We start from the raw sequence: 19,450 nt of genomic DNA on the forward strand, positions 1-19,450 counted from the left end.
AAGGAGAATATAATGAAAAATATAGCAATAATTATAACAGTACTATTAACCTTCTTATTGGTAGGCTGTAACGGCAAACCCGATTCTGAATTGGGTCATAATGAAGCTGAAGATGTTTCAAAAACCGAAGCTACTGGAGAAGATACACACGGCGAAGAGGGTCACGACGAAGAAGAAGGTGACCACGAGGAAGAAGGAGAAGAAGGCGTGGTAGAACTTACAACACAACAAATAGAGACCATTGGCTTGGAGACCAAGACCTTGGAAAAAAGAAACCTCGGTAACAATATTAAAGTTACAGGTAACCTCGAGCTATTTCCTCAAGATATGGCCAACATTAGTCCTTTTGTAGGCGGTAATGTACGTTCCATCAAAGTAATAGAAGGAGATAAAGTACGAAAGGGTGAGGTTCTGGCCTATTTGGAACACCCAGATATCATTTCTATGCAACAGGAATATCAGGAAAAGAACGATGAACTCGTGTTTCTTAAACAAGATTTTGAGCGCAAGCAGACCCTTTATGATAAAGGTGTTTCTTCGGGCAAGGAATTTCAAATGGCACAATCCAAATTTCGTTCTACAACATCGAGTGTAAATGGATTAAGGTCAAAATTACGCCTGTTGGGAATCAATACAACTAAGGTTGAACAAGGTGAAATATTTTCAGCCGTACCTATTACTACACCAATTTCGGGCTATGTCGATGAAGTAATGGTAAGCTTGGGCGATTACGTGGCACCACAATCCAAGATGTTTACGGTAAGTGATAATTCTAAAATTCATTTGGACCTTAAGGTGTACGAAAAAGATATTCCTAAAGTAAAGGAGGGTCAAAAAATACAATTTACGGTAGCGTCAAGACCAGATGAGCTGTTAAGTGCCGAAGTACATTCCATTGGAAAGACTTTTGAGGAAGACCCCAAAGCACTGCACGTACACGCAGATATAGACAATAAAAACGGCGACCTCTTACCAGGTATGTATGTAGAAGGACGAATTATACAGGGTAAAAAGTCAGGCTTTGCAGTTCCTGAAGAAGCAATCATCAAGGAAGGAGAACAGTCCTACGTTTTTATCGTGGATGAAGACGAAGCACCAGAAGAAAATAAAATCAAGTTTAAAAGAATACCTGTAAGCATTGGTATTCAAGATTTAGGCTTTGTAGAAATAAACCTTCCCGCCGACGTTTCAACGGATGCCAAAGTGGTCATCAAAGGGGCTTATATGCTTTCCTCGGAAATGATTAAAGGTGAATTGGATCACGACCACTAGTCCTATAATTAGCAAAGGTTTTGATTCCGGGTTTGTTTATCGTCTTAATAAGTTAGTTAAAAATTAGAAAATAGGCTCGGTTCAAAATCGATTAACATTTTAAAAACCATAATATGAAGGAAATAAAAGCATTTGTAAAACCAAACCGCATTCAAAGGGTCATCGAGGCCCTTAGCGATAATGGTTTTAAAAGTATGACCCTTTCACAAGCAGAGGGTACTGGGGCATTCAAAGCAAAAGGAGCAAGACCTTCCCTTGATTTTAATGTAACCGATAGCCCAGTTGTTAAAGTGGAATTGGTATGTCAAAATGAAGAAGCGCAATCAGCAATCGACATCATCTTAGAAAATGGTAAAACGCCCGAACCTGGCGACGGAATTATTTATCTATCTGATATTGAGGATGCCTTCCAAATCAAAACAGGTGAATCCCTAAAACGGTACGACCTTTAAAACCCAGTGATAGAAATGGAAAAAATAGTCCAACTTCTGGAAAGCAAAGGCATAAGACCAACAGCTATGCGGCTAATGACCTATAAGCGCTTGGCAGAATTAGAGATGGCCATTAGCCTTGGCGATTTGGAAAAGGATTTCAAAATATCCGAAAGGAGCACCTTGTATAGAACGATGAAGACCTTTGAAGAAAATGCCATCGTACACCAAATTGAAGATGGCACAGGAGTACTAAAGTACGCCCTTTGCGAAGAGAATTGTGAATGTGAGGTGGGCAACGACCTGCACCTGCACTTTCATTGCAGCAACTGCGATGAAACCGTTTGCCTCACAGAACATAAAATACCACAAATCAATCTACCAGAGGGTTATATCACAGAAGATATCAATCTGGTTGTAAAAGGTGTGTGTGAGAAATGCAGTAGGCAATCAGAATAATTAATATCAAGAAATATAAACCATAAAAATCCTATTATGTTAGCGATTTATAAAAAAGATAAAATCCTATACACATTGGCAGAAAATGGTATGGACCAAGGTGATGTCGCAATGTTATTAAAGGCTGTTAGTGAGCACCTTGAAAAACACAAAAGTGCTGCTTGGTATATAGAAGTCAGTGAAGTCAAAAATACACGGCATCACATTATTAAAAATGAAATGCAATTCAAAATTCCAAAACAAGACCATTTAAAAAAAGTGGCACTTGTAGGTAGTATAGAATGGCAGGAAGAATTTACCAAAAATCTTTTGCCATTCTCTGAGGCACATATTAAATATTTTCATTCGGAAGATAAAGAGCTTGCTAAAAGCTGGATTGAAAAATAACGATGGCGAAATAAAATATTGAATTTTTTAAAATGAAAAAGTGTGTAATTAGGAATTCCGAAGAAAAATGTAAGAATCCCAAGATTTGATAGTCAAGGTAAAAAAAAATGGTTTACAGGAAAAAAATAGCGTTTATAATAATAATTGGCTTTCTCATTGGACTGTTCATCATTCAGCCCCTGGGACTATCACTTTACTTATTTGATGAAACAGGAGATACTGGTAACTGGTACGCACTTTTTTTAGCAACCATTAAAAACACGATACGTTTTGGTGATATAGACCAAATATTTAAAAATGTTTTGTTCGGGATTATGGGCAGTAGCCTTACCCTTATGGTTTTTCTAAGAAATAAAATTTTCATTTTAATAAAGAAAAGAAATGACGGCAATGCAATTATAGCGCTTATCAAAGACGGCGAAAATCAGTTTGTAGAGTTCAAGGCTACCTTGAGGTGGGATTTACGTCAATCCAAAGTGAATAAACAATTGGAATTTGTTGTTGCCAAGACCATTGCGGGCTTTATGAACACCAACGGTGGTAAATTGCTTATAGGAGTAGACGATAACGGCAACATCCTCGGTCTAAACCAGGATTTTGACACCTTGAAAAAACCGGGTACAGATGGTTTTGAGCAATACCTGATGCAGTTGATATCTTTAAAATTGGGAACCCATTTATGTACGGCTGTAAATGTATCTTTTTACAGATATGGAGAAAATGACGTGTGCTACATAGAAATAGACCCGGCCAAAACACCAGTCTATCTAAGTCAAGACGGGAGGTCACGGTTTTATATTAGAACGGGCAACGGAACACGCGAACTCGATTTGCCCGAAGCCATCTTGCACTTAGGAAAAGAGAAGGCGCTTTATAATTAAGAAAAGTAAGTGTAGGCCAATGGATATTTGCACATACAATGCAGTAATATTTTAAATAGATTAATATAAAGATATACAAATATGGTACAGATTATAAACTTGGAACAGGAACACCTAATTGCCGCTAAAATCAGCGGGAAACTTACGGAAAAGGATATGGAAAAGATGCATCCGCTTATCCACAACATCATAGAAAAAGGGCATAAAGTGGATTTCTATTTTGAAATGGAAGATTTTAAAGGCTATACCCTTAAAGGCTTTTGGGAAGACCTAAAGATTGATTCGGCTCATTTGGAAGATTATGGCAAGATGGCCTTTGTGGGCAATAAAAAATGGCAGGAATGGGCCGCGAAGGCAACTGATTTTTTCATAAAGTCTGAAGTTAAATTTTTTGATATTAAAAATAAAGAGCAGGCAATGACCTGGGTCTCAACAAAAGGATGAAAAAGAAAAAACTACAGCTACGGGAGCTAAAAGGGAAACAGTCCACTGTAATTTCAGCGAGCGAAAAAAAGCTCAAAACCTATTTACCGGCAATTTTCAGCTTTGTGATGCTCATAGTTGGTATTGCCATTGACTATTTCGATGCCTTTCCTTTCTTTAAGGGATGGGTTAGGATTGTGTGGTACACGGTGGCCTACATCCCTGTTGGCTTTCCCGTCATCAAGGAGGGATGGGAAAGTATTAAAAATGGCGATTTTTTTACGGAATTTTTCCTGATGTCCATCGCAACCTTGGGAGCATTTGCCATAGGCGAATATCCAGAGGGCGTTGCCGTGATGTTGTTCTATGCCGTGGGCGAACTGTTCCAAAATGCTGCCGTAAACCGTGCCAAAGGAAACATCAGGGCACTTCTGGATGCACGACCGGACGAGGCATTGGTCTATCGTAATGGGGACTTCGTTTCCGTCAATCCCGAAACGGTCAATATTGGCGAGAAGATACAGGTACGGGTGGGCGAAAAAATCCCGTTGGATGGCAAACTGCTATCAAACAAAGCATCGCTCAATACAGCTGCCATTACTGGCGAAAGCAAACCCGACACCATAACACAGAACGAAAAAGTCTTTGCGGGAAGCATCAATCTCGACGGTGTCATCGAAGTAGAAACCACCAAGAAATTCAAGGACAGTTCCATCGCCCGTATTCTGGAGATGGTACAGAATGCCACGGCCCGGAAATCAAAGACCGAATTATTTATTAGGAAGTTTGCACGGATTTATACGCCCATCGTGGTTTTCCTTGCTATCGGACTCACTTTGTTACCATACTTTTTTGTCGATGAATATGTGTTTAGGGATTGGCTATACCGAGCTTTAATTTTCTTGGTGATTTCCTGTCCTTGTGCCTTGGTCATTTCCATTCCACTGGGCTATTTCGGCGGTCTGGGTGCGGCATCGCGCAACGGAATCCTGTTCAAAGGTGCATCCTTTCTCGATGCAATGACCAAAGTGAATACTGTGGTGATGGACAAAACCGGAACCGTTACCAAAGGGGTCTTTAAGATTAAGGAAGTGATTAATACATCCGCTTTTGCGGAAGTGGAATTTATGAAATACCTGATGGCGATGGAAGAACAATCCACCCACCCCATTGCAAAGGCAATTCTGGAATACAAAGCGGACGGTACTGATTTTAAGGCATCCGAAGTTTGTGAAGTTGCCGGTAAGGGATTAAAGGGCACAGTCAACCATAAGCAGGTCTTGGTCGGCAACAAAGCATTGATGACTTCCAATAGTGTTGATGTTCCACCTGAAACCGATGCAATAGTCGAATCTATAGTGATGGTCGCCATCGATGGAAAATTCGCAGGCTATGTGACCATTGCCGATGAACTTAAGGAAGACGCGCATCACACCATTCAACAGATTCGGGAGGCCGGAATAGCTAAAATCATAATGCTCTCTGGAGATAAGGATTCCATAACCCAACAAGTTGCAAAGGAACTGAATATTGATTGGGCCAAAGGCGGCTTGCTACCGGAAGATAAGCTCAACGAGGTCGAAAAGCTCAAAGAACAACCTGAATCTACGGTAGCATTTATGGGCGACGGCATCAACGATGCACCCGTGCTCGCAGCCAGTGATGTGGGTATCGCAATGGGCGGTTTGGGCAGCGATGTGGCCATAGAGACCGCAGATGTCATCATTCAGACCGACCAACCAAGCAGGATGGCCCGAGGTATCCAAATTGGACGCTCAACACGCCGTATCGTATGGCAAAATATTGGTCTTGCTTTTGGGGTAAAAGGGATTTTCCTGGTTTTGGGTACCATCGGTTTGGCTACGATGTGGGAGGCTGTGTTTGCCGATGTAGGGGTTTCGTTCGTTGCCATTCTCAATGCAATACGTTTGCAAAAAATGAATTGGAAATAGTAAAAGTGTTACCCTTTAAACAAAATACAAGCCCAAGAGCGGATTAAACCTGAATCAACAATAACAAAAATAATGATAATATGAAAGACAAGGAAAAACACAGCAAAGATGATGCCCACAACCACGACCACGGTGGCATCTTCGGTAAAAACACGGAGCTCTATTTTGCGATTTTAAGTGGGGTCACACTAATTACAGGTTTCCTGTTGGAAAAATATTCAGGGGTTTCAGCGAACATCCCTTTTGGGCTCTATATTGCAGCCTACTTTTTTGGTGGCTTTTTTACCCTCAAAGAGGCCGTTACCAAAGTTGCCAAGGGCGAGTTTGAAATCGATTTCCTGATGCTGGTTGCAGCTGCAGGAGCCGCCTATTTGGGTGAATGGGCAGAAGGTGCCTTGTTGCTGTTCCTGTTTAGTCTGGGTCACGCACTGGAAAACTACGCAATGGGCAAGGCAAAAAAGTCCATTGCAGCATTAACAGACCTTGCGCCTAAAACCGCACTATTAAAGAAGGATGACGATACCGTTGAAGTCGGTATAGAAGAGTTACAGATAGGTGATACTATCGTGGTACGCCCAAACAGTAAAATATCTGCCGATGGTGTTATTGTAAAGGGCAATAGTAGTATAGACCAGTCACCCATTACCGGGGAAAGCGTTCCGGTGGACAAAACACCAATAGAAAATCCCGATAAGGAATATACAGCAAAAAGCGATATCCCGGACGAGAACCGTGTTTTTTCTGGAACTATCAATGGCAACAACACCCTTGAAATAAAGGTAATCAAAGAGGCAAAAGATTCTACTCTCAACCGCTTGGTCACTATGGTTCAAGAGGCCCAGGACCAAAAATCGCCCACACAATTGTTGACCGACAAGTTTGAGCGGTACTACGTGCCATCGGTAATCTTATTGGTCATACTATTGAATTTTGCTTTCCTGGTCATTGATGAAACGTGGAATGAAAGCCTGTACCGTTCCTTGGCGGTACTTGTGGCAGCCAGTCCTTGTGCCTTGGCTATATCTACGCCATCTGCTGTATTGAGTGGTGTAGCAAGAGCAGCACGAGGCGGGGTTTTGATAAAAGGCGGCCGCCCCTTGGAAGATTTAGGGGTACTTACCGCTCTCGCTTTTGACAAAACGGGAACACTTACCGAAGGAAAACCAAAACTCACCGATGTGAAAACTCTGGGCAACATTGAAGAAAAGGAGTTTTTGGAAATTGCGGTCGCGGTGGAAGAACTCAGCGACCATCCCTTGGCGAAAGCCGTGGTTCGGGACGGAATGGAAATGCTCGGAAAGGACAATAAGATACCCGATGCCGATAATCTGGAAGCTATTCAGGGCAAGGGTATAAAGGCGAGCTATCAGGAAAGCCCTGTCTTTATAGGCAATCTGGAACTCTTTGAGGATATAGATGATGGTGTCCCCGATAAAGTCTCGGAAAAGGTAAGAAACCTCGAAGGTGAAGGCAAAACCACGATGCTAATAAAAAGGGGCGATGAATTTATAGGGATGCTCGGGCTAATGGACACCCCAAGGGAAAAGGCCAGGGAAACCCTTTCGCAACTGAAGGAAATAGGCATCAAGAAGATGATTATGCTTACGGGCGACAACCAGAAAGTGGCCGACGCTGTAGCGGAGGAAATCGGGCTGACAGAAGCCCGTGGTAGCCTGCTGCCCGAGGAAAAAGTGGAAGCCATCAAAAAGCTTGCGGAACAGGAAAATAAACTGGCAATGGTCGGCGATGGTGTCAATGATGCCCCTGCTATGGCAAACAGCACCGTTGGCATTGCAATGGGTGCAGCGGGAAGCGACGTGGCCTTGGAGACAGCAGATATAGCGCTGATGGCCGATAAACTGGAAACCCTACCCTTTGCCATTGGTTTGAGCAGAAAAGCAAAAGCTATTATCAGGCAAAACTTATGGGTAAGTTTGGGGGTTGTAGCCTTTTTAATCCCTGCGACCATAATGAGTTGGGCAAGTATCGGCATAGCCGTGGCGGTTCACGAAGGCTCTACATTGGTAGTGGTGGTCAATGCATTGCGCTTGCTCGCCTATAAAAAATAAATCAAATAAAAGAGATTGGTTTTGAATCAAGTTTAAAAAAATGACCAAAGCGGAAAAAATATTGTCAAATCACGGTATTCGCCCTACTCAAATGAGGTCCAAGATATACAGGTATCTGAGAAGGAAGCAAAGTGCTGTGTCCTTTTCCGATTTAAAAAAGGTCTTTGCTGAGAAGAGCGAAAACAATAAGACAGCAAACAGAACGACCTTTTATCGCAACCTCAAGATTTTTGAGGATAAAGGACTTATTCATCAAGTTAATGATGGAACCGGAATGGCAAAATTTGCGATTTCTGGTGAAAATACAAAAAGTAAATACGGTACGGATTTACATCTGCACTTTCATTGTACCGAATGTAAAAAAACAATCTGTTTGCCAAATAAATTACCGGAAGAAAGTTTGCCAGATGATTATAAAATAAACGATGTCAACTTGGTATTAAAAGGGATATGCGTGAAATGTAATGAAAAATAAAAGGTGGGAGTTCCAGAACTTTGAACACTTGCGCCCAAGAGTCAAGTTCAAGGTTCTTCCACCTTATTTAACCCAAAAAAATACAATTATGGAAAAATATGATATAACAATTATTGGTTCTGGTCCGGGTGGCTATGTGTGTGCCATACGTGCCGCACAATTGGGTTTTAAAGTGGCCATAATCGAAAGGTACAGCACCCTTGGCGGAACTTGCCTTAACGTGGGTTGCATCCCATCAAAAGCCTGGTTGGAAGCCTCGGAACATTACCACAAGCTCAAACACCAATTCGAAGATTTCGGCATTGATGTCAAGGAGGCGAACGTAGATATTGCAAAAATGAACCAAAGGGTTCAGGACGTCGTGGGGGAAATCATCAATGGGGTAGCCTACCTTATGAAAAAGAACAAGGTTACCGTTTATGAAGGCCACGGAACCATCAAGGACAAAAACACCATTGAAATTAAGGGCGAAGGCAAAACGCAAACCATAGAAACCGATAAGATGGTCATTGCTACCGGGTCGAAACCCGCATCCCTGCCCAATATTGAAATAGATAAAAAAAGGATTATTTCCTCTACGGAAGCCCTTGCCCTCAAAGAAATCCCCAAACACTTAATGGTCGTTGGAGGTGGGGTCATTGGGGTCGAGATAGGTTCGGTTTTCGCCAGGTTGGGTTCAAAGGTTTCCATCGTAGAGTATTTTGATGGGCTTATCTATACAATGGACAAATCTTTAGGGCATCAATTGTACAGGTCCCTAAGGAAACAGGATATCGAGTTCTATCTGGAACATAAGGTCACAAAAGCTGTGGCGGCAGAAGATAAAGTCACCCTTTCGGCTCAGAATAGAAAAGACGAAAAGGAAATGCAATTGGAAGGCGATTATTGCCTTATGGCCATAGGCAGAAAACCATATACCGACAATCTGGGCCTGGAAAACCTGGGAGTGGAAACCAACGATAATGGACAGATAAAGGTAGATGACAACCTGGAAACCAATGTAAAAGGGGTCTATGCCATTGGAGATGTAGTCCGTGGGGCGATGCTCGCCCATAAAGCCAGTGAAGAGGGTATTTTTGTGGCCGAACGCATTGCGGGACAAAAACCGCATATCAAATATTCCCTCATACCAAACATTGTCTATACACAGCCAGAAGTGGCCGGCGTGGGCCTTACCGAGGAGGAACTTAAGGAAGCAGGTAGAGCGATAAAAACGGGCTCGTTTCCTTTCAAGGCCAATGCAAGGGCCAAGATAAGTATGGATACCGACGGCTTTATAAAAGTGATTGCGGACAAGGAAACCGATGAGATTTTGGGCGTTCATATGATAGGTCCACGTATAGCCGATAGTTATACGGAAGCTGTCGTGGCGATGGAATTCAGGGCAGCGGCAGAAGATATTGCACGGATGTCCCACGGACACCCCACATTTTCAGAAACCTTTAAGGAAGCCTGCTTGGCCGCTACCGAAGACCGGGCGTTGCATATATAAAATTATAAAAAAACGACGATGAAGAAAATTCAGAAGCTAACCCAAGAAATCAACGAATTGACAGTAAGGATTGAGCAGGAACATCCCGAACTCTATCGCTATTTAGATGAGAATCCCATAACTATTCCCGTAGATGATGAAGCAAAACCGACCATTAAATCGTTCACTGATTATTTGGAGAGCTTAAAATCGATTTTGGAAAAATATATGGAATCCCATAATAAGTAAAGATTTGAAACACCAAACGTAGAATTTAATACAGATTAATCAAATGTCCACCATAAACAAAACCACTTTTAAGGTCAGTCAAATGGATTGCCCTTCCGAAGAGCAGATGATACGGATGAAACTGGAGTCAAATCCTCAAATCAAATATCTGGACTTTGACATTCCGAATAGGAAATTGGATGTGTACCATCAGGGGAATGCTCAAGAAGTAAACATCGCATTGGGTACATTAAAGCTGGGTGAAAAACTCTTGGGAACAGAAAAGGCGGAAGCACCTATTGCTGAGGCTGAGACCAAACAAAAGAAGATACTCTGGTGGGTTTTGTACATCAATTTTGGTTTTTTCGTTATCGAAATGACCACGGGTTGGATTTCTTCCTCAATGGGCCTAATTGCCGATTCTTTGGATATGTTGGCAGATAGTATTGTGTACGCTTTGAGCCTTTTTGCCGTAGGTGGTGCTATTGCACGAAAAAAGAAAGTGGCAAAGTTCAGTGGCTATTTTCAGATGGCGTTGGCTCTGCTTGGATTTTCTGAGGTGTTGAGAAGGTTTTTGAGCAGTAGCGAGACCCCTTTGTTCCAGTGGATGATTATTGTTTCCATTTTTGCCCTTATCGGCAACCTCGTTTCCCTATGGCTCATAAACAAAGCTAAGAGTAAGGAGGCGCATATGCAGGCAAGCGCCATCTTTACCTCAAACGATATTATTGTGAACGGCGGGGTAATCTTGGCAGGGGTGCTGGTTTATTTTTTGGACAGTAAATGGCCCGATTTGGTCATAGGCGGTATTGTGTTTGCCTTTGTGATGCGAGGAGCCATTAGAATTTTAAAATTGTCGAAATAGTTTAAATGAAAACATTTGTAGTACATAGTAACTGATGAACATTCAACCGTTAGGAATTAAAAAGCGAAGCTGAATACTTAAAATAATAATGGAAAAATCGAGAAAAAAGAATCTTAAAGAAGCAAGGACACTTCAAATATGGAACGTCATTTATGACGTTACCGAAGTGGTTATTTCGCTAATTGCAGGAATCACAGCAAACAGTTCGGCACTTATTGGCTGGGCATTGGACAGTACCATAGAAGTAATTAGTGCGGCAACGTTGGGCTGGCGATTGCACGGTGAGCTCAAAGGTATAGATGAAGAAAAGGTTAAACGTCGAAAGAAGATAACCTTGTATGTAATTGCGGCATCCTTTACCCTGGTCTGTATTTTCATTTCCTACGATTCAATCACAAAGCTCATCAATCAAGAAACATCAGATTGGAGTACATTGGGTTTAATTATTTTGCTTGTTTCATTGGTAGTTAATCCTATTTTAATCTATTACAAAAGGAAATATGGGAATAAACTTGAGAGTCCAGCTTTGCTGGCCGATGCCAAAGACACTTTTATTTGCCTATATCAAACCGTAGTGGTACTTGCTGGATTGTTATTGGTCAATTGGCTAGGCTGGTGGTGGGCAGACCCTGTTGCGGCGTTGTTAATTGTGCCCTATGCGGCAAAAGAAGGTTGGGAAGCATACAATAAAGCTAAAGATATAAACTATAACGCCGAGTAAAAAAGATCAAAATGGAGAGAAGATCTTTAATTGTATCGCGTCAGTTTGCCGGTAAGGGTTTTTTACGTGTTGAAACTTTTTCGATAGATGAAAGATGAACTTTTTAAAGATTGCTCGATGAGGCTCAATATGCTGGATGAAAACATCCACAAATTGACAGTAAGTTATGCTGAAGAATATTATACAACAAACCAATGTTCCAATGAGGAAGCCCTTGAACGAGCATTATAAATGAAGAGATGGGAATTAGAAAAATTTAATCATTTTAACTAAAACAATTTAATAATCAGATGGACTGGATGTTTGAAGACTTTAAAACAGATTTGGATAAACTCAATCCAACAGTAAGGGAGAAGGCTATAGAAATTGCTAATATATTAATTGAACAGGATGATTTTTCTAAAGAAAAGGCTATAAAGGAAGCGATCGTGCGAGCTGAAGAATGGTTTTATGATTTAGGAGGATAAATAACAAAAAATAGTTATGTCCATTAATAGAAGAGAAAGAAGAAAGAAAAGAAATCTAAAAGCAATATTAGTAAAAAAATTATAGGAACTTTTGCTTTAATCGCTGTATTTGCCGCCGCCATTCTTTTTTGCTTTCTTTTTCTTATCATCCACCATCATTAAACAAAATACTGCCTAGCATCTAAATATCAATGGATTAAGCTTCGCATTGAACATTAGTTTAATTGTTAATTGATAAAAAAACAAATGGCTTAAATAAACTATTAAAATGACCAACTCGGAAGAGAACCATATAAAAGCTATTTTTCATTTAAGTGAAGAGGGAATTAAAATCGCATCTACAAATGAAATTGCAAAGCGGATGAACACAAGGCCATCCTCTGTAACTGATATGATTAAGAAGTTATCAAAGAAAGGTTTAGTCAATCACAAAAAATATAAAGGAACTTTTTTAACAACGAAAGGAAAAAAAAGAGCACTTCAGATTGTTAGAAAACATAGATTGTGGGAAACTTTTATGGTTGAAAAGCTCAAATTTAATTGGGATGAGGTTCACGAAATTGCAGAACAATTAGAACATATTCATAGCGAAAAATTAATTAATAAGCTTGATGAATTTCTAAATTTTCCAAAAGTTGACCCTCACGGCGACACTATACCCAAAAAGGATGGTTCGTATGAAAAACAAGAAAAAATACGTTTAAGTGAATTACCTATTGGTAATGTTGGGGTTTGTGTTGGTTTAGGAGATTCTTCAACACCTTTTTTCAAGTTTTTGGACAAATATAAAATTGCCTTGGGTAGTACAATTAAAGTATTGAACAAAGAAGAATTCGACAAATCAATGGACATTTCCATTTCGGGCAAAAGTTTTCATATATCACATCAAATTGCGTATAACCTATATATTAATATCGAACATTAAATGGAATATATAATAGATTATTTTGAATCTATCAACCCCATTGTAGCAGCACTATATGCAACTTTATTTACGTGGGGATTAACCGCGGCTGGTGCTTCGCTGGTTTTTTTATTTAAAGGTATGAATCGTGTAATTTTGGACGGAATGTTAGGGTTTACTGGTGGTGTAATGGTGGCCGCAAGTTTTTGGAGCTTGTTGGCACCAGCAATTGAAATGAGTCCAGGAGAAGGGTTCGTTAAGGTATGGCCTTCTGTAATTGGATTCTTTTTAGGCTCACTTTTTATTTTTGGATTAGATAAAATTCTTCCTCATTTGCACATCAATTTTAAAGAAAGTGAAAAAGAGGGTTTACAAACATCTTGGCGCAGAACCACGCTTTTAACATTAGCAATAACGATGCATAATATACCGGAGGGGCTAGCAATTGGTGTTCTGTTTGGTGGGGTATCTGCTGGATTTGAAGGTGCAAGTATTGGGGGTGCAGTGGCTTTAGCATTAGGTATAGGCTTGCAAAATTTTCCAGAAGGCTTTGCTGTTGCTATGCCGTTAAGAAGACAGGGATTAAGCCGACGAAAAAGCTTTATGTTTGGTCAAGCTTCTGCCATTGTAGAACCATTTGCTGCTGTTATAGGGGGCTGGGCAGTTTCAACCTTTCAGCCCATTTTGCCTTATGCTCTCTCTTTTGCTGCGGGTGCAATGATTTTTGTGGTAGTTGAAGAAGTAATTCCAGAAACACAACGGGATAACTATACTGATATTGCTACAATGGGTTTTATAGGCGGTTTCATTATAATGATGGCATTGGATGTTGGTCTAGCGTGAAACAGTAAAAGTATTGAGAAAGATGATTGTATAATCTATTAATTTTTAATCCCGAATTATAATTTTGAGACGGGTTTGATAATTAATTAAAGCTATTGAAGTTAGAAAAATAATAAAACATAAGAACAATACGCATTTTGAATGTCCTTTATCGTTTTTCAAAGTAATAGCATTGCTTATTGCGGCTCTTCTAAAAGAGAGTTTAGACTTAATTAGTTTTCACATAAAAACACTATTTAGTAACAAGTTCAGCAACCTGAACTAATGCTTGTATAGCGAGGTCTAATAGTATAGAAGTAGATAAGGTAGGGTGCCTAAAGAAAACGCATAATTTATAATTGCGATATGCTTTTCACGGGCCCGTCTGTAAATTTCCCACGATTCGATCTCAAAGCTCATTAATACAGAAACGGCTAAGTGGAGTAATTTAGATTTAAACATTTGAGTGATTCATTTCGTAAATTTTTAAAAATAAGAGTATTTTTTTAGTGTTACTAAATACAATGCCATTTGTATAGAATCACAATCCTGTTGATCATAGCATTTTTTATTTCTCTGATTAAAAACAAAGTAATTATTGAAATGATTGTTAAAAACCCAACTAATATATTTATTAGAGCAATTAATTAATGTAGAAATATGAAAAAGAGATTTTTAACTTAGAAAATAAAATAATAGAAAATGAACAAAGCACTACAGTTACACTATGGCTCAACATTTGAACCAGCACTTATAAAAGAAATACAACAGGTCGCAACCTTTATGGAGGTACTCGAAGGGCAAGATTTATTAAAACCTGGACAGTTTATAAAATCGATGCCATTATTACTTTCTGGAAGCATAAAAATAATGCGTCCCGATGCCGATGGAGAAGAGTTACTACTATATCATCTTGAAAAAGGCGACACCTGTGCAATGACGATGACCTGCTGTATGGGAAATACCAAGAGCGAAATCCACGCTGTTTCGGAAACACCGGCAAAGCTACTTATGATACCTATTGGTAAAATGGAAGAATGGTCGAGAAAATATAAAACCTGGCGCAATTTTGTTTTTGAAAGTTATCACAAGCGTATGATGGAAATGCTTGAAAGCATTGATAACATTGCTTTTAATAATATGGACGAACGACTTGAAAAATTGATAGCAGACAAAACCCAAATTTTGAACAGCAAGCACATTTACACCACTCATAAAGAAATTTCCCAAGACTTGCACACGAGTCGTGTGGTCGTATCGCGCCTACTCAAAAAAAAATGGAAAACGGCAATAAAATAAGGTTACATCGTAGTTTTATTGAAGTCCTGTAACATCGGTTACCAACATTAAATATACCTACAAGTACATTTGTCCCATAATTGGTTTGACAAATGGAAATCGTAAAAATATTAGGATATATTGGAGCACTTATAATCGGGCTCGTTTTAGGTTTAATAGGTGGTGGTGGCTCTATACTTACCGTACCTATTTTGGTATACGCACTTTCACTTAATCCTGTAATGGGTACAGCCTACTCATTGTTTGTGGTGGGTATAACATCTCTTGTGGGTGCCATTAAAAACCTTATGAAGGGAATGGTGGATATTAAGACCGCTATCATTTTTGCCATCCCTGCTTTTATAGCAGTATATCTTACCAGAGCCTTTCTAATTCCTGCCATACCCGAAGAGCTCTTTCAAATAGGCAATTTTATGGTCACTAAGAATCTGGCCATTATGCTGTTTTTTGCTATCATAATGCTATTGGCTTCCGTTTCGATGATACGAAATAAACGTAAGGAAACAGATGAGGAAACGAAAATTACTTATAATTACCCGCTTATTATTGTTGAAGGACTCGTAGTTGGAGCCATAACAGGTATCGTAGGTGCTGGCGGTGGGTTCTTGATTATTCCGGCTTTGGTTCTGTTGGCAAAGTTGCCTATGAAAAAAGCAGTGGCCACTTCACTTTTGATTATAGCCATTAAATCTTTGATTGGCTTTTTGGGAGATGTTCAAAATTTAGATATTGATTGGCCATTCCTGCTTATTTTTACAGGAATTTCAATAATTGGCATTTTTATTGGTATATGGCTAAATAAATTTATCGATGGAAAAAAATTAAAGAAAGGGTTTGGCTGGTTCGTGTTGGTAATGGGCATTTATATTATCTATAAGGAAATTGCCAAACAATAACTATGGAAAAATACATTGAAATAATAAAACAATCTTTCTCAGGGTATTACAACTACCTTGTTCAAGAAATAACCAATCCATCTTGGACCAATTATTTTTATTGGCTCATAGGGTTGTCCTTACTTGTATTTCTATTGGAAATTGTTATTCCTTGGCGAAAAAAGCAACCTATTTTGAGAAAGGGATTTTTTCTGGATGCCTTTTACATTCTTTTTAATTTCTTCTTGTTTTCCTTGATTGGCTATAATGCACTCTCTAATGTGGGTGTAGAACTATTTAATGATTTCTTAGGCCTTTTTGGCATAAAAAATATAGTGGCTATAGAGATGCAAACACTTCCTGTATGGTTGCAGCTTCTAATAATGTTCATTATTGCAGATTTTATACAATGGAACGTGCATAGGATGCTGCACAGGGTACCGTGGATGTGGAAGTTTCATAAAGTGCACCACAGTGTCAAGGAAATGGGTTTTGCGGCACAGTTTCGGTTTCACTTTTTAGAAACTATCGTGTATAAATCCATTCAGTACATCCCCTTGGCTATGATAGGTTTCGGTATCGAGCAGTTTTTTGTGGTACATATGTTTGCCGTTTTTATAGGTCATCTCAACCACGCAAACCTTGACTGGAGTTATGGAAAATTGCGCTATATATTCAACAATCCTCGTATGCATATTTGGCATCATTCCAAAAAATTGCCTGAATCACATCCCTACGGAATGAACTTTGGCCTTACACTTAGCATTTGGGATTATATTTTTGGAACGGCCTATGTTCCCAGAAGTGGTCGCGACATAGAATTGGGTTTTGAAAACGACGCAAATTTTCCAAAAACATTTTGGGGACAACTTAAATATCCATTTATTCAAAGTACAAATAATCAAAAAGAATATAACTCGTAAGTCTATTCAACTGGCCTAATCTATTCTTGTGTATCAATTGTTACCGAAATTGGTTTTGATATTATTTAATATTACAAGAAAATTAAATAAGTATGAATATCAAGCAATTTGAATATAAGCCACTTGCCCACTATTCCTATGCAATTGAAAGCGAAGGTAAAGTGGCCATAATAGACCCAGAACGCAATCCAGAGCAATATTATGCTTTCGCGAAAGCGAACAACGCAGAAATCGTTGCGGTAATCGAAACACACCCACACGCTGATTTTGTAAGCTCACATCTTGAAATCCATAAAAAAACCGGAGCAACGATTTATAATAGTAAAAATCTGGGAGCCGACTATCCGCATCAATCATTTGATGAAGGCGATGACATTCAATTAGGAAAAATTACTATTAAAGCCATAAACACACCTGGACACTCGCCAGATAGTATAACCGTTGTGGCGACCGATGCCAATGATACAGCATTATTTACAGGCGATACCCTATTCATAGGCGATGTAGGCCGTCCAGATTTGCGGGAAAAGACGGGAAATATGAAAGCCAAACGTGAAGAACTTGCTGAGATGATGTATGAGACCATCACCCATAAATTCAAGGGACTGCCTGATGATGCCCTTGTTTATCCAGCCCACGGTGCAGGCTCGCTTTGTGGTAAGAGTATGAGTGATGCCAATAGCAGCACTTTGGGTAATGAGCGTATGGGCAATTGGGCCTTTAAAGAACAATCGAAGCAGGAATTTATGGATACTATTCTTGAAGGACAACTCTTTATCCCTTCTTATTTTGGGTACAACGTAGATATTAATAAAGATGGTGCCGAAGTAGTGGAAACGGCTTTGGAAAAAATTCCTTTCGAAGATAATGCGACGGCCCAGGGCCTTATTATTGATATGCGGGATGAGAGCGAATTTAAAAATGGACATTTAGAAGGAAGCATCAATATTCAGGCAACCTCAGACAATGCAAAATTTGAAACCTGGTTAGGTTCCATAGTAGAGCCAGAAGAGGAATTCATACTGGTTATCGATACCGAGGGGAATAAGGACAAGTTATTACATAGAGTGGCAAAAATAGGCTATGAAAAACAGCTTACGAAAGTTATCACGCTTTCTGATAAAAATCTAGTGAAAACTGAAAAATTGGATTTAGCCGATTTCAAGGAAAATCCAAACAATTACACCATTGTTGACATACGCAATAATAGCGAGGTAAATGAAGGAAAGTTTTTTAAAAGCGCTCTGTCGCATCCGCTAAATGAATTGAGAAATACTGCAAAGGAAATCCCAACCGATAAACCCATCGTGGTACATTGTGCAGGTGGATACCGTAGCGCAGCGGGAAGCAGTATTCTCGAAAAACAATTGAAAAGTGTAAAGGTTTATGATTTAAGTGATGATGTGAAAGATTTTAAAAATTAATGAAACCTTGCTTATGAATTGGATTTATGAACCTTGGCCGTGGTATGTAGCGGGACCACTTATCGCACTTGTAATGTTCCTTTTATTGTTCGTAGGAAAGCAATTCGGGATGTCATCAAACCTACGCACGGCTTGTGCAGCAGTTGGAGCAGGAAAAGCAGCTGATTTCTTTAGATTTGATTGGAAAGCAGAGCGATGGAACCTAATGGTCGTTTTTGGCGCCATTATTGGCGGTTTTTTAGCGTCAAACTATATGAGCAACAATACGGTAGAAATCAAACCTGAAATCGCACAACAACTTTCCGAAGATTATAACATTCTAAGTGCTGGAGAAAGTTATCTGCCACCAGAAATATTTGCGACAGATGCTTTGGGCGACCCATTTATCATAGCGGTACTCTTAATGGGCGGGCTTTTAGTGGGCTTCGGGGCACGATATGCAGGAGGCTGTACCTCGGGACACGCCATTTCCGGATTAAGTAATTTGCAGTTGCCCTCACTTATAGCTGCCATAGGCTTCTTCATAGGTGGGCTGGTAATGATACATTTAATTTACCCCTTAATATTTTAATAATGAGATATATCACCTATTTAGCAATTGGTATTTTTTTCGGAATTATAATGTATAAATCCGAGGCAGCATCGTGGTTTCGTATTTACGAGATGTTCCAGTTTGGCAGCTTTCATATGTACGGCATAATAGGTTCAGCTTTGGTGCTTGGAATTATTGGCGTTCAGATAATCAAAAGAAAAAATATTAAACCGCTTGACGGAAGTGAAATGAGTCTAAAGCCTAAAGATAATAGTGTTGCTCGATATTTAATAGGTGGAATTATCTTTGGATTGGGATGGGCACTGGCAGGTGTTTGCCCAGGGCCAATGTATGTGCTGGCAGGTGCGGGGTATGTGTCGATATTTATGGTAATTTTTGGTGCAGTTGTAGGTACTTTTTTATATGGTCTTATAAAAAATAAATTGCCACATTAAATATCAAAAAAATTATTTAATATGGGTCTGAATATAAACGTGAGGTAATACCAATATTTTAAATGGAATGTATTTCAAACAACTATCATCTTAGTCGGTTTTGATTGTATTAAAG

At 39.6% G+C, this 19,450-nt stretch carries 21 protein-coding genes and 1 pseudogene; all 22 read left to right on the forward strand.

The genetic code is table 11. The annotated features are described in order from the left end of the window. The first annotated feature begins 12 nt into the window (after window positions 1-12). The 22 genes and pseudogenes from PO830_RS03520 to PO830_RS03625 all read left to right on the forward strand — a co-directional run bounded on the left by PO830_RS03520 (window position 13) and on the right by PO830_RS03625 (window position 19,335). Window positions 13-1,272, forward strand: coding sequence for an efflux RND transporter periplasmic adaptor subunit (locus tag PO830_RS03520; protein ID WP_272852152.1), 1,260 nt, complete (start codon window positions 13-15; stop codon window positions 1,270-1,272). Between the two features lie 113 nt (window positions 1,273-1,385). Continuing rightward, window positions 1,386-1,724, forward strand: a complete 339-nt coding sequence (locus tag PO830_RS03525; RefSeq protein ID WP_087524333.1) for a P-II family nitrogen regulator — start codon at window positions 1,386-1,388, stop codon at window positions 1,722-1,724. A gap of 15 nt (window positions 1,725-1,739) precedes the next feature. Then, window positions 1,740-2,162 carry a Fur family transcriptional regulator gene (locus PO830_RS03530; RefSeq protein ID WP_272852153.1) on the forward strand — a complete coding sequence of 141 codons (423 nt, stop codon included), beginning with the start codon at window positions 1,740-1,742 and terminating at the stop codon, window positions 2,160-2,162. Window positions 2,163-2,198: 36 nt separating this feature from the next. After that, on the forward strand, window positions 2,199-2,549 hold the full coding sequence (locus PO830_RS03535) for an STAS/SEC14 domain-containing protein (RefSeq protein ID WP_272852154.1): 351 nt from the start codon (window positions 2,199-2,201) through the stop codon (window positions 2,547-2,549). A 107-nt stretch (window positions 2,550-2,656) separates the two neighbouring features. Then, on the forward strand, window positions 2,657-3,430 hold the full coding sequence (locus PO830_RS03540) for an AlbA family DNA-binding domain-containing protein (protein ID WP_272852155.1): 774 nt from the start codon (window positions 2,657-2,659) through the stop codon (window positions 3,428-3,430). An 81-nt stretch (window positions 3,431-3,511) separates the two neighbouring features. Continuing rightward, complete coding sequence (locus tag PO830_RS03545) at window positions 3,512-3,874, forward strand: STAS/SEC14 domain-containing protein (RefSeq protein WP_192462088.1); 363 nt, start codon at window positions 3,512-3,514, stop codon at window positions 3,872-3,874. After that, the gene (locus PO830_RS03550; protein ID WP_192462087.1) at window positions 3,871-5,805 is read left to right on the forward strand and encodes a heavy metal translocating P-type ATPase; all 1,935 of its coding nucleotides are present in this window, start codon (window positions 3,871-3,873) and stop codon (window positions 5,803-5,805) included. Before PO830_RS03545 ends, PO830_RS03550 begins: the two co-directional genes overlap by 4 nt. Before the next feature lie 80 nt (window positions 5,806-5,885). Further along, on the forward strand, window positions 5,886-7,874 hold the full coding sequence (locus PO830_RS03555; RefSeq protein WP_192462086.1) for a heavy metal translocating P-type ATPase: 1,989 nt from the start codon (window positions 5,886-5,888) through the stop codon (window positions 7,872-7,874). A 40-nt stretch (window positions 7,875-7,914) separates the two neighbouring features. Further along, a complete protein-coding gene (locus PO830_RS03560; RefSeq protein ID WP_192462085.1) occupies window positions 7,915-8,349 on the forward strand; it encodes a Fur family transcriptional regulator in 435 nt (144 codons plus the stop codon). An 88-nt stretch (window positions 8,350-8,437) separates the two neighbouring features. Further along, window positions 8,438-9,841, forward strand: a complete 1,404-nt coding sequence (gene lpdA, locus PO830_RS03565) for a dihydrolipoyl dehydrogenase (protein ID WP_192462084.1) — start codon at window positions 8,438-8,440, stop codon at window positions 9,839-9,841. Window positions 9,842-9,859: 18 nt separating this feature from the next. Further along, window positions 9,860-10,069 (forward strand): hypothetical protein, encoded by a 210-nt coding sequence (locus PO830_RS03570; RefSeq protein WP_192462083.1) that lies wholly within the window; start codon window positions 9,860-9,862, stop codon window positions 10,067-10,069. A gap of 43 nt (window positions 10,070-10,112) precedes the next feature. Then, entirely contained in the window at window positions 10,113-10,913 is an 801-nt protein-coding gene (locus PO830_RS03575) for a cation transporter (protein WP_272852156.1), read from the forward strand. 88 nt (window positions 10,914-11,001) lie between these two features. Then, entirely contained in the window at window positions 11,002-11,634 is a 633-nt protein-coding gene (locus PO830_RS03580) for a cation diffusion facilitator family transporter (protein WP_272852157.1), read from the forward strand. Between the two features lie 290 nt (window positions 11,635-11,924). Further along, complete coding sequence (locus PO830_RS03585; RefSeq protein ID WP_272852158.1) at window positions 11,925-12,101, forward strand: hypothetical protein; 177 nt, start codon at window positions 11,925-11,927, stop codon at window positions 12,099-12,101. Window positions 12,102-12,369: 268 nt separating this feature from the next. Then, entirely contained in the window at window positions 12,370-13,026 is a 657-nt protein-coding gene (locus tag PO830_RS03590; protein ID WP_272852159.1) for a metal-dependent transcriptional regulator, read from the forward strand. Continuing rightward, window positions 13,027-13,848 carry a ZIP family metal transporter gene (locus PO830_RS03595; RefSeq protein WP_272852160.1) on the forward strand — a complete coding sequence of 274 codons (822 nt, stop codon included), beginning with the start codon at window positions 13,027-13,029 and terminating at the stop codon, window positions 13,846-13,848. A 681-nt stretch (window positions 13,849-14,529) separates the two neighbouring features. After that, a pseudogene (locus PO830_RS03600) lies at window positions 14,530-15,158 on the forward strand (Crp/Fnr family transcriptional regulator). Window positions 15,159-15,218: 60 nt separating this feature from the next. Then, window positions 15,219-16,022, forward strand: a complete 804-nt coding sequence (locus PO830_RS03605) for a sulfite exporter TauE/SafE family protein (protein WP_272852161.1) — start codon at window positions 15,219-15,221, stop codon at window positions 16,020-16,022. Between the two features lie 2 nt (window positions 16,023-16,024). Beyond that, on the forward strand, window positions 16,025-16,924 hold the full coding sequence (locus tag PO830_RS03610; protein ID WP_272852162.1) for a sterol desaturase family protein: 900 nt from the start codon (window positions 16,025-16,027) through the stop codon (window positions 16,922-16,924). A gap of 92 nt (window positions 16,925-17,016) precedes the next feature. Then, complete coding sequence (locus PO830_RS03615) at window positions 17,017-18,348, forward strand: MBL fold metallo-hydrolase (protein ID WP_272852163.1); 1,332 nt, start codon at window positions 17,017-17,019, stop codon at window positions 18,346-18,348. A gap of 13 nt (window positions 18,349-18,361) precedes the next feature. Further along, the gene (locus PO830_RS03620; RefSeq protein ID WP_272852164.1) at window positions 18,362-18,919 is read left to right on the forward strand and encodes a YeeE/YedE family protein; all 558 of its coding nucleotides are present in this window, start codon (window positions 18,362-18,364) and stop codon (window positions 18,917-18,919) included. A gap of 2 nt (window positions 18,920-18,921) precedes the next feature. Continuing rightward, window positions 18,922-19,335, forward strand: a complete 414-nt coding sequence (locus tag PO830_RS03625) for a DUF6691 family protein (protein WP_272852165.1) — start codon at window positions 18,922-18,924, stop codon at window positions 19,333-19,335. Window positions 19,336-19,450: the final 115 nt, after the last annotated feature.

This window comes from Altibacter sp. HG106 (assembly GCF_028561755.1).
Lineage (GTDB): Bacteria > Bacteroidota > Bacteroidia > Flavobacteriales > Flavobacteriaceae > DFVG01.